The sequence below is a fragment of the Agrobacterium salinitolerans genome, assembly GCF_027498475.1.
In the GTDB taxonomy this organism is placed as follows: domain Bacteria; phylum Pseudomonadota; class Alphaproteobacteria; order Rhizobiales; family Rhizobiaceae; genus Agrobacterium; species Agrobacterium salinitolerans.
Window position 1 is genome coordinate 351,176 of sequence record NZ_JAPZLN010000003.1, and the last position, 14,377, is coordinate 365,552.

9 protein-coding genes are annotated in these 14,377 nt (G+C 59.6%); 3 read left to right on the forward strand and 6 right to left on the reverse strand.

The window, feature by feature from the left end:
• Positions 1 to 163: 163 nt before the first annotated feature.
• Entirely contained in the window at positions 164 to 2,113 is a 1,950-nt protein-coding gene (locus O9X91_RS13680; protein ID WP_142912152.1) for an elongation factor G, read from the reverse strand.
• 249 nt (positions 2,114 to 2,362) lie between these two features.
• Entirely contained in the window at positions 2,363 to 3,280 is a 918-nt protein-coding gene (locus tag O9X91_RS13685; protein WP_137410229.1) for a PhzF family phenazine biosynthesis protein, read from the reverse strand.
• 304 nt (positions 3,281 to 3,584) lie between these two features.
• Between O9X91_RS13685 and O9X91_RS13690 the strand changes: the two genes are divergently transcribed.
• Positions 3,585 to 4,358: an NAD kinase gene (locus tag O9X91_RS13690; RefSeq protein ID WP_077982398.1), complete on the forward strand. Its 774-nt coding sequence runs from the start codon at positions 3,585 to 3,587 to the stop codon at positions 4,356 to 4,358.
• Between the two features lie 21 nt (positions 4,359 to 4,379).
• Positions 4,380 to 4,880, forward strand: a complete 501-nt coding sequence (locus O9X91_RS13695) for a hypothetical protein (RefSeq protein ID WP_142912151.1) — start codon at positions 4,380 to 4,382, stop codon at positions 4,878 to 4,880.
• Between the two features lie 27 nt (positions 4,881 to 4,907).
• On the opposite strand, the gene O9X91_RS13700 is transcribed toward O9X91_RS13695, so the two are convergent.
• The 4 genes from O9X91_RS13700 to O9X91_RS13715 form a co-directional block, all read right to left on the reverse strand.
• Positions 4,908 to 5,378 (reverse strand): cysteine hydrolase family protein, encoded by a 471-nt coding sequence (locus O9X91_RS13700; RefSeq protein ID WP_077982399.1) that lies wholly within the window; start codon positions 5,376 to 5,378, stop codon positions 4,908 to 4,910.
• 74 nt (positions 5,379 to 5,452) lie between these two features.
• Positions 5,453 to 6,584, reverse strand: a protein-coding gene (gene prfB / locus O9X91_RS13705) for a peptide chain release factor 2 (protein ID WP_162520364.1) whose coding sequence is annotated in 2 segments (ribosomal slippage) — positions 5,453 to 6,514 and positions 6,516 to 6,584 — 1,131 coding nt in all. Because the reading frame shifts where the segments join, the coding sequence is not laid out codon by codon here.
• Between the two features lie 98 nt (positions 6,585 to 6,682).
• Positions 6,683 to 9,130, reverse strand: a complete 2,448-nt coding sequence (locus O9X91_RS13710; protein WP_142912150.1) for a penicillin-binding protein 1A — start codon at positions 9,128 to 9,130, stop codon at positions 6,683 to 6,685.
• 327 nt (positions 9,131 to 9,457) lie between these two features.
• Positions 9,458 to 10,717, reverse strand: a complete 1,260-nt coding sequence (locus O9X91_RS13715) for an N-acetylmuramoyl-L-alanine amidase (RefSeq protein ID WP_142912149.1) — start codon at positions 10,715 to 10,717, stop codon at positions 9,458 to 9,460.
• Between the two features lie 645 nt (positions 10,718 to 11,362).
• On the opposite strand from O9X91_RS13715, the gene O9X91_RS13720 reads away from it, so the two are divergent.
• Positions 11,363 to 14,242: an Rne/Rng family ribonuclease gene (locus O9X91_RS13720; protein WP_269833237.1), complete on the forward strand. Its 2,880-nt coding sequence runs from the start codon at positions 11,363 to 11,365 to the stop codon at positions 14,240 to 14,242.
• Positions 14,243 to 14,377: the final 135 nt, after the last annotated feature.

Below are 14,377 nucleotides of genomic sequence, written 5' to 3' on the forward strand. Positions count from 1 at the left end.
ACCTCTCCGCGTGCCTATACAGCCTTACTAAAGCGTGGCGCGTTTAATCCGATTCATGCGACACGCTTTGGATTTTTGTTTTTAAGCATGTCTTGCTCCCGAAAACGCTGCACGCTTTTGGGAGATATGCTTTAACAAATGACCGTCGCGGACTAAGCGGCGGTCATTCTGCATTTCGGCCTATGCGCAGTAGATAGTCCCGCTCGTTGAACGGATCGGAACCTGAGCGCCGGCGCGGAGGTGGGGGATTGTCAGTTCGCGCATAGTGGTCGAACGATGTTTCCATCACGCCCATGCCGCTGGTCAGTTCCGGCAGCCGCTGTTGGATACCCCGAACCGCCGCAGACGCAATTGTCCCCTCAAGCCTTGCCACGCCCCCGGAGATAACAGAGTTTCCAGGGGCCGCCCCTGCCTTGGCAAGCAGGGCGATCAACCGCGTCATGGCTGCGGCGGGTGCTTCGAGATGAAAGTGGTCGAACGGCTCGCAAACGAAGGTTCGCGCTTCCTTGAGCGCCGTTGCCAACACCCACGGCGTCAGTTGCCGGAAATCCGCAGCAGTGCTCGATGGAGAGGTATGCCGCGCAGCCGTCATTGCGACGTGACAATCCTGCACCTGCCAGCCGAAGACACCCTGTTTCAGCGTTTCGAATACGGTTTCCTCCACCGCACGATAGAAGCTTGCCGGCATCTGGCCGATTTCCACCTCCAATGCAAAGCTGTTGCCGGTGCCAGCCGCGCGGGGCTCGACGCGAAGCCCCACGGTTGCGAGAAACGGGTTGGGTTCCTTAAACAGGATTTGAAGCCCCTGCCCGATGCCGGAAAGCCTTTGCACGCAGATAACCGTGCTGTCTTCAAAATCGGCCTTGATACCGAAACCTGTCGACAACTCAGACTGAATGATCTCCTTTTGCACCTCACCGTAGAGCGATACGAAAACATCGTTTGTCTCATCGTTCCTTCGCAAACCTATCAGCGGATCCTGCTCGGCCAATTGGTTGAGCGCCAGCCACAGGGCCGCGTGTCCGGACGGCTGCCGAGAAACGACGCGCGTCTCGAGTGTAGGCGGCGCAAAATGAAATGCGCCACCGGCAACGACGTTCACACCCACCCGGTCGCCAACCCTCGCTCCGGCAAGACCGGTGACGCGGGCAATTCGCCCAGCGCAGAGACTTGTCGTATTTTGAACGCGACCGTCCTTGAAGAGTTGTATTACCGTGATCCTCGCCAACCCCCGCGGCATAGGCAGATAATGCCGAAGCCGGATCGTTCCCGATTCAAGGTACAGATAGGACAGTTTTTCACCGCCCCATCCGCGCTCGATCTTGAAGATTTTTCCTACGACCTCACCGTCGGGATCGGGGTTACGAGCGGGCAGCATGTCGGTAATAGCCGAAATCAAAGCCGGCAAACCGGCCCCCGTCATTGCCGCACCGGCAAAAGCCGGATGCACCAACCCGCGGGCAGTCTGCTGCCTGAGCGATCGCGAAAGTTTTTCGAGGTCCGCCCAGTCTGGCGTCAAAAGATAGTCATGCAGCAACTCCTCATCGTTGTCCGCAAGCGTTTCACAGAGACCGGTGAAAAATGGTTCGCTCCCCATATCGGTTGCCGCCACCCGCGCGCGCTTTCCGCCCGCATCGGTGACTGTCGACATAGCGACCGGGCGCACCCGCAACTGACTGGCGAGGTCGTTCACAACCTCGTCATAACGCGCACCGACTCGGTCGACCTTGTTGATGAAGAACAGGAACGGCAGGCCAAGACGTTGCAGCGCCCGCACCAATACACGCGTCTGGGCCTGCACGCCCTCCACGGCGGAAACGACGACCACTGCTGCATCGGGCAGACCCAGCACCCGCTCCACCTCCGCGATAAAGTCGGGGTGGCCGGGCGTATCAATGAGATTGACGTTAGTATCGCCGATCAGGAAAGAGACGACGGCGGCCCTAATCGTGATGCCGCGTTGCCGTTCCAGTTCGAGACTGTCTGTCTGCGTATTGCCGGTATCGACGCTGCCCAGCTTGTCGATCACACCGGCGTCAAAAAGGAGACGCTCCGTAAGGCTAGTCTTACCTGCGTCCACATGGGCGAGGATGCCCAGATTCAAAGTGCGCATGAACCCTCAACTTCTCAAAAACTCCAAGGTGATTTTTTTGAGAAGGGACTCGGCGCATTGGGACCTCTATGTGCGGAAACCGTGAGTTATTAAGCGCATCTCCAACAGTTTGCGGAGAGGCTGAGGAATTTAGAACCTGGGTCGCGATAGATGTCAAGCATGACAGGATCGGCACCTCTACCGGCGCAAACAGGGTGAGGCCACCGTAAAATTCCGCGCCCCCCGGAATGCTGCGCCATTATGCCGATGTCAAATCTCGAACGTGCCCGATGCCACCCGCACCGCGTGGCCGCCGATACGGGCGCGGGCGATTTCGCCGTCCTTGATGTCCATACGCAAATGGATATGAGACGGTCGTTCCATCTCCACGCCCTGTTCGATGAGCAGCGGATAATGGCCGTCGGTCAGGCCGTCGAAATGGTGGATGGCGCCGGAGAGAGCGGCCGCGGCTGAACCGGTGGCAGGGTCTTCCGAAATGCCCATATCCGGAGAGAACATGCGGGCGTGGAACTTTGCCGCGTGATTGACGCCGCCGCGACAGTAGATATAGGCCGCCGTCAGGCGTCCTTCCACCAGCGGCGCGGTGCGCAACCACAGATTAGCATCGAAATCCATCTCCCTGATGGCGGCGATATTGTGCAGGGGTACGAGCAGGAACGGCACACCGGCGGTCCAGATCGACGGCACGTGATTCTCAAAGCCGAGATGTCCTTCGCTAACGCCCAACGCATCGGCAAGCGCCGTGTGATCGAGCGGCAACTCGACGCGGGACGATTTGCGCGGCAGGTCGAATTCGGCGAAGCTGACCGCACCGGGGCGCATCTTCACCGCACAACGCACCGGACCCACCTGCTCTTCCAGTACGCAGACCATATCGATGTCGTCATCGCCCACGCCGCGATTTCGCTCGGCGATGGCCACCGCCGCGCCGACTGTCGGATGGCCGGCAAAGGGTAACTCGCCCGAGGGCGTGAAGATGCGCAGCGAGGCCGCATGGGCCGGATTGCTGGACCGGTTGACGAAAACCGTTTCGGAAAGGTTCATTTCCCGCGCGATCGCCTGCATCGTGGCCTGGGGAAGATCATCGGCGTCATACATGACCGCCAGCGGGTTCCCCGCCATTTTCGTTTCGGTAAAGACATCGTAGATATCGTAGTTCAGCGCCACATCCATCTCCTGCCACTCGTCATTCCGACTGCCTTAGGCAAACTGCATCAGGCCGCCCCGCATCGCAACCCTTGTCCGTGAGTGGAAATCAAGAAGCTGTGGACCGGATCGGTGCGGTCCGCCGTCCGGGAACGCCTGCGCCTGTGAAAGGCCTTGTCGCCAGCCGCCGTCTTCATGTACCAAGGGTGCGTCTGGCGGTTTGTCATCGACCTCCCTGTCGAGGTTTCAAGATTTCGAGCCGCTTCAACGGTTTACAGCGCCTTGCGTGGACGGTTTCCGGTCTGCGCCTTGTCGAGGGAAGCGGATGTCGCATTCTACCTATTCACTGTCCTTCGTCGCCTCCGCAACCGAAGAGGCGCAGGCCGCGCTGAAAGAGCTGAAAGGCATTTACGGCGATACACCTTTCGAAGAGGCTGAAGTGATCGTCGCGCTCGGCGGCGACGGCTTCATGCTGCAAATTCTCAACGAGACGATGAATTCGGGCAAGCGGGTCTATGGCATGAACCGGGGGTCCGTCGGTTTCCTGATGAATGACTACCGGGTGGACGGCCTGCTGGAGCGAATCGCGGTGGCGAGCGGCAATGATTTCCATCCCCTGCGGATGACGACGACGGATTCCGACGGCGACGAGTTTACGGCGCTTGCCATGAACGAGGTCAGCCTGTTTCGCCAGTCCCACCAGGCCGCCAAGCTGCGTGTGGAGGTGGACGGCAAGGTGCGGTTGGAAGAATTGATCTGCGACGGCATGATGGTTGCGACGCCGGCAGGCTCCACAGCCTACAATTTCTCCGCCCATGGACCGATCCTGCCGCTGGAATCGCCGCTGCTGGCGCTCACCCCCGTCAGTGCTTTCCGCCCACGGCGCTGGCGCGGCGCGCTTTTGCCGAATAAGGTGACGGTCGATATTCATGTTCTGGAACGCGACAAGCGCCCGGTGAACGCGGTGGCCGACCACACCGAGGTGAAATCCGTTCGTCATGTTCGGATTGCACAATCGCAGGACCGGACGGCAAGGATTCTCTCGGATCCGGACCGTTCATGGTCGGACCGCGTTCTCGCGGAACAGTTCAACAATTGACGCTCGCAATCGACAATGGCCATGCAACTGACAAGACCAATCCTCGCTGCCCTCCTTTTTGCCGCCGCCCTGCTTCCCGCGCGCGCGCAGACGGAAGCGATCGACGCGCTGCCGGTTTCGGCAATCTTCGTCGTCAGCAGCGGCATGTGGGAAGACCGGAATCTTGAGCCGGTGAAAGGCCCCGACGGGCAATTGCGGCCGCCGCCTGCCTCGCCCACGCGCGGCTACTACAAGGTCATCGCCATCCGCCAGGGCGACGGCACGGCAAAAATCTACCTGCAGCGAATCGTCTTTACCGCAGAAGGGCCGAATCTTCTGGAAAATATCGAACTGGAAGAATTCAGCCAGATGAAATCCTATGTCACGGATATTCGTCCCGAAAGTTCGAATGGCGCGCCCGCCTCGCCCGGCTTGTTCGTGACTGTCTACCTGAAAACGGACCCGATGAGCAAGGAAGCTGAAAGCTGGACGATCCTGATCGACGAGCTGGGCGAGATGAAGGTCGAGAAAGCGTCAAACTGATCGGCCCGATGCGCGGGCCGGGAAAGATTACGCTTGCAGCGCCTCCGGGCCGCCAAGAACCGCACCGAAATGATGTTTCCATAATCTCGCCCCGAGTTCACCGCTGCGGTCGAGACTGGAGCCCACCGTAAGCCACGGCAACAGCGTGGGATGCAGCCCCGCATCGAAGAGGGCAAAACCGGCGGCCAGCACGCAGGTATCGGCCTGAATGCCGCAGACCAGCACCCTGTCGAGTTTCAGCGACAGAAGATGGTCGATGACCTCCCGGGGTGGCGCATAACCGTGTTTGATGAATATGCGATCTGCCGCAACAAGCGACTCGTCGTCCCTGCCCGGTTTCCAGCCGAGTTGCCGCTCAAAGGGTGTTACGCTTTCGTCATGGCGCTCGACGGTGGCGATACTGGGCATTGTCAGGGCGAGAGCGGATATTTCCGCCACCAGCGCAGCCGGCGGATTGAAGCTCGACTGGACGTCGACGATATAGAGCGCCTGTTTCATGCTTGTTCTCCAACGAAAAAACCCTCGCAATGGGTTTGCGAGGGTAATCTTCTTCAATCGACGCACTTGAAGCGTCAGTCGATATCCGCGACTTCCACATCCGCGCCGCCGCTGATGCGGTGCGCGAGAGCGGCTTCCATGAACTCGTTCAGATCGCCGTCCAGCACGTTGCCGGGTGCAGTGCTTTCCACACCAGTGCGCAGATCCTTGACCAGCTGGTAAGGCTGCAGAACATAGGAACGGATCTGGTGGCCCCAGCCGATATCGGTCTTGGAAGCGGCCTGCGCATTGGCTGCCTCTTCCCGCTTCTGTAACTCCACCTCGTAGAGGCGGGCGCGCAGCATGTCCCACGCCTTGGCGCGGTTCTTGTGCTGGGAGCGCTCCTGCTGGCAGGCAACGGCAATACCGGTCGGAATGTGCGTGATCCGCACGGCCGAGTCGGTGGTGTTGACGTGCTGGCCGCCTGCGCCGGATGAACGATAGGTATCGATGCGGCAATCGCTTTCGTTGACGTCGATCTGGATCGAATCGTCGACCACCGGGTAAACCCAGACGGAAGAGAACGACGTATGGCGACGCGCATTGCTGTCATAGGGCGAAATACGAACGAGACGATGCACGCCCGATTCCGTCTTCAGCCAGCCGAAGGCATTGTGGCCCTTGACGAGGATCGTCGCGGACTTGATGCCGGCTTCTTCGCCGTCGTGAACTTCGAGCACCTCGACCTTGAAACCTTCACGGTCGGCCCAGCGGGTATACATGCGCAGCAGCATGTTGGCCCAATCCTGGCTTTCGGTACCACCGGCGCCGGAATGCACTTCGAGATAGGTATCGTTGGCATCGGCTTCGCCTGACAGCATGGCTTCCACCTGACGGCGGTTCGCTTCGCTTCTCAGTGCCTTCAACGCGTCTTCGGCATCCTTGACGATCTCGTCGTCGCCTTCCATCTCGCCGAGTTCGATCAGCTCGATATTGTCCTTGAGCTGCTGCTCGAGCGCCCTGACGCCATTGATGCTGTCATCCAGCTGCTGGCGCTCGCGCATCAGCTTCTGAGCCTCAGCGGCATCGTTCCAGAGGGTCGGGTCCTCTGCCTTGTTATTCAACCAGTCCAGTCGTCTTATCGCCTGGTCCCAGTCAAAGATGCCTCCTCAGCAGGCTTATGGCCTGCTTGATTTCGTCGACTACGTTCACGATTTCATTGCGCATTTCGCTGGTTCTTCACCTTCATTGAAACTCGTTGCTCAAATAAATGCGGGGGGCGCGGATGTAAAGACCCGCGCCCCCGCCAAACGTCAGGAGTGATATCAATAAAGACCGCCGCCACCGCCGGTGATGGCCTGCTGCGCCTGCGGCGAGGTCTTCAGAATGTCTTCCTGCGACATGTATCCGTCATCGCCGATGACAGAGAAGGTGGAAGCGGGACCGGTGCCGGGCTTGAAGGCTTCCATGATGGTGTCCGGCTCGCCCTCGACCGCCGCCATGCCGGTCTTGCGGTTAACGGCGACGAAGTTCATGCCAGCAGGCACGATGAACTTACTCGGCTCCATGTGCTTGGCCGCATCGGCGATGAATTCGCCGAAGATCGGCGCCGACAACGAGCCGCCCGTGCCGCCGCGGCCGAGAGGCGCCGGCGAATCGAAGCCGATATAGAGGCCGGCGACCATGTCCGGCGTATAACCGACGAACCAGGCGTCCTTTTCATCGTTGGTCGTGCCCGTCTTGCCGGCAACCGGCAGATCGACCTTGATCTTGCCGGCCGCCGTGCCGCGCTGCACGACGCCTTCCAGCATTGAGGTCGTCTGATAGGCGGTCATCGGGTCGAGAACCTGTTCGCGATTGTCGACGATCACAGGCTCGTCCTGGTTCTGCCAGCTTGTCGCGTTGCAGCCTTCGCAGGCGCGTTCCTCATGCCGGAAGATCGTCTTGCCGTAGCGGTCCTGAATACGGTCGATCAGCGTCGGTTTGATCTGCTTGCCGCCATTGGCGAGAACCGAATAGGCAGAGACCATACGCATGACGGTCGTTTCACCGGAACCGAGCGACATGGCCAGAAGCGGCGGCATCTTGTCGTAGATGCCGAAACGTTCCGCATATTCCGCGACCAGATTCATGCCCATGTCCTGCGCCAGACGCACGGTCATGAGATTGCGGGATTTCTCGATGCCGAGACGCAGGGTCGACGGACCCGCAGATCCTCCGCCGTAATTCTGCGGCTTCCAGACCTGACCGCCGGAAACGACCTCAATCGGCGCATCGAGTATGACCGATGCCGGCGTATAACCATTGTCGAGCGCCGCCGCATAGATGAACGGCTTGAAGGAGGAACCCGGCTGGCGCATCGCCTGCGTCGAGCGGTTAAATTCCGACTGCGCATACGAGAAGCCGCCGACCATGGCCAGAACACGTCCGGTATGCGGATCCATCACCACCATGCCGCCCTGCACTTTCGGCGGTTGGCGCAGGCGATATTCATTACCGGCCTTGGCAAGCGGCTGCGCATAAATCACATCGCCGACGGCCAGAACGCCGACCGGGGACTTGGTGGTCGCCTTTTTACCCGTCGCGTCGCGAAAGGCCCAACGCATATTTTCTGCGGCGATATGGCCACGCGTACGCTTGTCGCCCTCTTCCGTTTCCGCATCCGCCTGCACGCCTATATCGACTCCATCGGCCGCAACCGCGAGGACCACGGCGATTTTCCACTCCGGAACGTCGCGCAAACCCTTGACCTTGGCGAGCGCCGCCGTCCAGTCGCCCGTTGTATCGATCTGCTCTACGGGGCCGCGAAAACCGCGACGCTCGTCATATTGAACCAGACCGTCCTGGAGAGCCTTGCGCGCCTCCATCTGGATCTGCGGATCGAACGAGGTACGGACCGATAGCCCGCCTTCGAGAAGCGCTTCCTCGCCGTATTTCTCGACGATTTGGCGCCGGACTTCCTCGGCAAAATAATCGGATGCGAAAATGTGGGCGCCGCCGCGACGCAGATTGACGCCAAGCGGCTGCTTTTTGGCGTCCGTCGCGTCGTCCACAGTGATATAGCCATTCTCGGCCATACGGTCGATCACCCAGTTACGACGCTCGAGAGCAGCCTTTTCGCGACGGATCGGGTGGTAGTTGGCCGGGCCCTTCGGCAGCGACGCGAGATAGGCAGTTTCCGCAATCGTCAGTTCCGTCACGGACTTGTTGAAATAGGTGAGCGCCGCACCGGCAATGCCGTAGGAGTTCAGGCCGAAGAAAATCTCGTTGAGATAAAGCTCGAGAATCTTGTCCTTGGAATAGGTCTGCTCGATGCGGAAGGACAGAATGGCTTCCTTGAGCTTGCGGTCGATGGTCTGGTCGTTGGTCAGAAGGAAGTTCTTCGCCACCTGTTGGGTGATGGTGGAGGCGCCGACCGGACGGCGGCCGGAGCCGAGATTCTGGATGTTGACGAGAATGGCGCGGCCGAGGCCGAAGACATCCACACCCGGATGATTGTAGAAATTCTTGTCTTCCGCCGAAAGGAAAGCGGCCTTCACGCGGTCGGGAATGGCCTGAATCGGCAGGAAAAGGCGTTTTTCATGCGCATATTCCGCCATCAGCGCGCCGTTGCCGGCATGCACGCGGGTCGTCACCGGCGGCTCATAGGTGCTCAGAACTGCGTAATCCGGCAGGTCCTTTGTCACGCCGTGCAAATAAATTGCACCGGCGGCGGCTGCGCACAGAAAAAGCACGCTGGCCAAGCCGAAAAAATATCCAATCAGTCTGATCATACTAAGCTACCGATAATTCGAATCGTAACCATCAACGCCCGACGATATACGGGCGCATCCTTGCATATCGCGTGCCGTTTTGCACACCATACCTTCTATGACAAGCCGGATACGGCAGCATTCGCTGATATGTTACCGGGCGGCAGTCCGCAATCGCGCTCAGGACGCTTTGCCGATTGCCACCGAATCCGCATTCCGAGTAACGCGGCGAATGTGAGTAAAATAGGGCTTCGCCTTCGCAATCGTCCGCAAGACCCAAGAATTGAACAGGTTTTCAGCGGTCAATGGCAGGTCTGCAACAGCATTGCCGCTTCGCAGGCAGCCCTCTCAGCCGCCATTTGCCATGGCCTTGGCGCGGTATCGCCCAATGGCGGTTGCGAGCGTATCGGCCACCTTCTTGCGCCACTCCCCATCGAGAAGCAACTTTTCGTCTTCCGGATTGGAGAGGAAACCGAGTTCCAGCAGCACCGACGGCACATCATGGGCGCGCAACACCATGAAACCGGCGTAACGGTGCGGGTTGTTGATGAGCCCCACCTGCCCCTCGAAGGAGGAGACGATGTTTTCGGCCAGCGTCACAGAAAAGGCCTGGGTTTCGCGGCGGGTGAAATCGAGAAGAATATCGGCGACCTCAGGCGGCTCGCTGGAGGCGGCAACACCCGCGATCTGGTCGGACTTGTTTTCGCGCTCCGCCAGTTCCTGCGCCTGCCGGTCCGACGCCCGGTCCGACAACGTATAGACCGTCGCGCCACGGATGCCCTTTTGTCTCAACGTATCTGCATGAAGGGAAATAAAGAGATTGGCGTTGTTCTGACGGGCGATGGTCACCCGTTCGGACAAGGCGAGAAAAGTATCGGAATCGCGCGTGAGGAACGCCTTTATACCAGGTTCGCGGTTCAACCGCTCGGCAAGTTCCTTGGCGAAAGTCAGCGTGATGACCTTTTCCTCGGTGCCGGTAGTGCCGCCGCTGGCGCCGGCATCGATGCCGCCATGGCCGGCATCGACCGCGATGACGAATTCCGCCGGCCGCGACGTCTTGCCGTCGGGCGCGATCGCTGCAGTCGTCACCGGCGCTGGTGTCCGCCACTGCTGATGCTTCACCAGCTCCGCGAACTTGCCCTTGGTGGTGATTTCCGTATCGAGCACGAAATGGAAAGATTGGCCGCCATCAGCTTTCTTGGTTTCGGCAACCGCCACCTGAACCGGCTTTTTCGCCGTCAGCACGATCCGGGCGCTGTTCTGCCCCATGGTGCCGAAACGGATATCTGAAAAAAGACCGGTCGGCTTCAGCTCGGATGCGGGGAAGCTGAAATTCACCGCCGGAAAGTCGACAACGATGCGGGCGGGCGAATCGAGATAGTGAACATCGAATTCCGGCTCCTCGGCGAAGTCTAGAACGATGCGCGTGCGCGCCTCATCGCCGATGATCCGCGCCTGATGGACAACGAGCGGCTCCACGGCATGGGCCGACGGCGCGACGGAGAAAGAAGCGGCGACGGAAAATGCCAGAGCCGACGCAAGCCGCGCGATTCGCGCGCCAAGCCGCCCTCTCCCACCGAATATCGCTGCGTTGCGCGTGAAATTCATGGCCTTCAAGAAATTCCGTATTTCAGTCATTTTCGATAAACAGCGAGGAAAAACGCCGGTAACAGCGCCATTTCAACCACGCCGTACGATAGTTTGCGCGTTTGCGCCCCACAATCGCAGGCCTTGGTGAACCAATTGTTAACCCGGAAATTCCACCAATAATATGGCATATTTAGCCAGCCTATTGCTATTGTGACAGAGAAAACATACAACACGGATGAGGGTTAAAAGTGTTGACGGGATAGATGCCCGCCGGCTGCCAATCGAAAAAGACGCTGGCGCTGCAAATCGGGCAATCATCTGCCGTCGTTACATTTATCCTGAAACTCGATCAATTCCGGCCGTGGCCGGAGACCTACCCGGTGGCGCTGCCACCGCCGCTCTGAGGAGAGCAAATTCATCGGATCCCAAGGGGTCTATATATTATTGTCGTTCCGCCTGGCCAATGATGTCGCAGCAGTTTTCACATGAACCGGATACCAGGAGCAGGCCAAGCGCCTCGCCGTCGGTCCGGATGCTGCCAGTTTACAGACGCCCGGCAGGAGACTTCATTTCCGGCACATCCTTGCACTCATATGAAAGGCTCGTCCGTGTGGCGGGCCTGTTCTCGTATAAAACAAGGCTGCGCCGAGGAGCACAGCTTACATGGCAGACAAAATGCTTATCGACGCCTCCCACGAAGAGGAGACACGCGTAGTCGTTGTCCGTGGGAACCGGATCGAGGAATTCGATTTCGAATCGGAGCACAAGAAACAGATCCGCGGCAATATCTATCTTGCCAAGGTCACCCGCGTTGAGCCCTCGCTTCAGGCGGCCTTCGTCGATTACGGTGGAAATCGCCACGGCTTTCTCGCCTTTGCGGAAATACACCCGGATTATTACCAGATCCCGCTCGCTGACCGACAGGCCCTGCTGAAAGCAGAAGCCGAGGATCATCGCCGCAGCGACGATTTCGAATCTGCAGACGCCCCCGAGCCCGGTGCGCCCATGATCGACCTTTCGCAGGTGGATCAGCCGGATGTCGGCATTGTTTCCGCAAGCGAAACCACCGAGACCGTTGTCACGGAAGAAGCTGCACCCGTTGTGGAAGCGGTTACCGAAGAAGCAGCCGTCGAGGTCGTCGCGGAAGAAACACCCGCTGAGGAAGAAAAGCCGAAGAAACGCACCCGCCGCCCCCGCGCCAAGAAGAAGACGGCGGAAGAAGAAGCCGCTGCGGCCGAGGCCGCCGAAGCGTCTTCCGAAGACGAGGGCAGCACCGGCGGCGAAATGGCCGCCATGGTCGATACCGACACGATTTCCGAGGAAGTCGAGGGTCTTCGCCGCGGCAATGACGACGATGACGACGACGATGACGATCATCACGAGAAGGAAGTGATCGAATCCGTCGGCGCCGAAGACGCCATGGAAGAGGTTCCGGACCGCGTCGCCCGCAAGCCGCGCAAGCAGTATCGCATCCAGGAAGTCATCAAGCGCCGTCAGATTCTTCTTGTGCAGGTTGCCAAGGAAGAACGCGGCAACAAGGGTGCGGCGCTGACCACTTACCTGTCGCTTGCCGGCCGTTACTCCGTTCTGATGCCGAATACGGCGCGTGGCGGCGGTATTTCCCGCAAGATCACCCAGCCGGCCGACCGCAAGCGCCTGAAGGAAATCGCGCGCGATCTGGACGTGCCGCAGGGCATGGGCGTCATCCTGCGCACCGCCGGCGCCAACCGCACCCGCGTCGAAATCAAGCGCGACTTCGAATATCTGATGCGTCTGTGGGAAAATGTCCGCACGCTGACGCTGAACTCCACGGCTCCCTGCCTTGTTTACGAGGAAGGCTCGCTGATCAAGCGTTCGATCCGCGATCTCTACAACAAGGATATCGGCGAGATCATCGTTTCGGGCGAAGAAGGCTATCGTGAAGCGAAAGACTTCATGAAGATGCTGATGCCGAGCCACGCCAAGGTGGTTCAGCCTTACCGCGACATTCACCCGATCTTCTCGCGCTCCGGTATCGAGGCCCAGCTCGACCGCATGCTGCAGCCGCAGGTGACGCTGAAGTCGGGCGGTTACCTCATCATCAACCAGACGGAAGCGCTGGTTTCCATCGACGTCAACTCAGGCCGTTCGACCCGCGAGCATTCCATCGAGGAAACCGCGCTGACGACGAACCTCGAGGCGGCGGAAGAAGTGGCGCGCCAGCTTCGCCTGCGCGACCTTGCCGGTCTTGTCGTCATCGACTTCATCGACATGGAAGAAAAGCGCAACAACCGCGCTGTCGAGAAGAAGCTCAAGGATTGCCTGAAGAACGACCGGGCACGCATCCAGGTCGGCCGCATCTCGCATTTCGGCCTTCTGGAAATGTCGCGCCAGCGCATCCGCGCTTCGGTGCTGGAATCGACCACGCAGGTCTGCCAGCATTGCGGCGGCACGGGCCATGTGCGCTCCGAATCTTCCATCGCGCTGCATGTTCTGCGTGGCGTCGAGGAATATCTGCTGCGCAACACCACCCACAACATCACCGTGCGCTGCACGCCGGAAACGGCGCTTTACCTGCTCAACCACAAGCGCGGCACGATCGTCGATTATGAAGGCCGCTTCGGTGTGTCCATCATCATCGCTGCCGACGCCGGTGTCGGTGCGCAGCATTTCGCCATCGATCGCGGTGAAGCCGTCGAAAATCCGGTGAAGATCGAAAGCCTCATCCAGATGCTGCCGAACTTCGTGGAAGAGGAAGACGATTTCGTCGCAGAGGTGGAAGAGGACGAAGACGAGGAAGAAATCGTCAAGGCCCAGCCCTCCGAGCCGCGCCAGCAGCAGGGCGACAATGGCGAGGAAGGCAAGCGCAAGCGCAAGCGCCGCCGCCGTCGTCGCGGTAAGGGCGGTCAGAACGACCAGAACGGCGCGCTTGACGCCCAGTCCGAAGGCGACGATGCCGAAGGTGACGACGACGGCGTCGAAACCGATGAGGCCGATGCTGAAAACGAAAATGGTACAGCGGAAGCACTGACGTCCGATGAGGATGGCAAGCGCAAGCGCCGCCGTCGCGGCAAGCGTGGCGGCCGCCGCAACCGTGCGGAAGACGAGGCACTCGACGCCGCGGACGGCGAGGAAGGCGAAAGCGAAGAGGTTTCCGCCGAAGCATCCGTGAATGAAGAACCGACCGCCGCCGAAGTGGTGGAAGGTGTGGTTGCCGACGTCGTTGAGGTTGAAGCACCGAAAAAGCCGCGCCGCACCCGCAAGGCGAAAGTAAAGACTGAAACCGAAGAAGCACCGAAGGCAGAAGCCGTTGAAACGGTAGAGCCGGTGATCGTCAAGGAAACCGTTGTCGACGTCGCCATCGAAGAAGCAGGTGAAGCCTCGGCCGATCTCGCTCCGGAAGCGGAAGCAACGGCGAACGAAGAAAAGGTCCGCGCGAACCGAGGCAGTAATGTCTCGCATTCCGAGCCGGTGGTGACCTCTTCCGGCTCACCCGCAACGCCTGAAGGCGATGAACCAAAGCCGCGCAAGGGCGGCTGGTGGCAGCGCAAAGGCTTCTTCTGAGAGAAGCCACATCTTGGATAAAAGACGCCCGTAACGATGTTGCGGGCGTTTTCTTTTATCGGTGCAAAGAACTTTTTTTCGAACCGCTCACAATTCCTGCGACAGGCACGGGATGAGGAATGGGAAAGGTCAGCC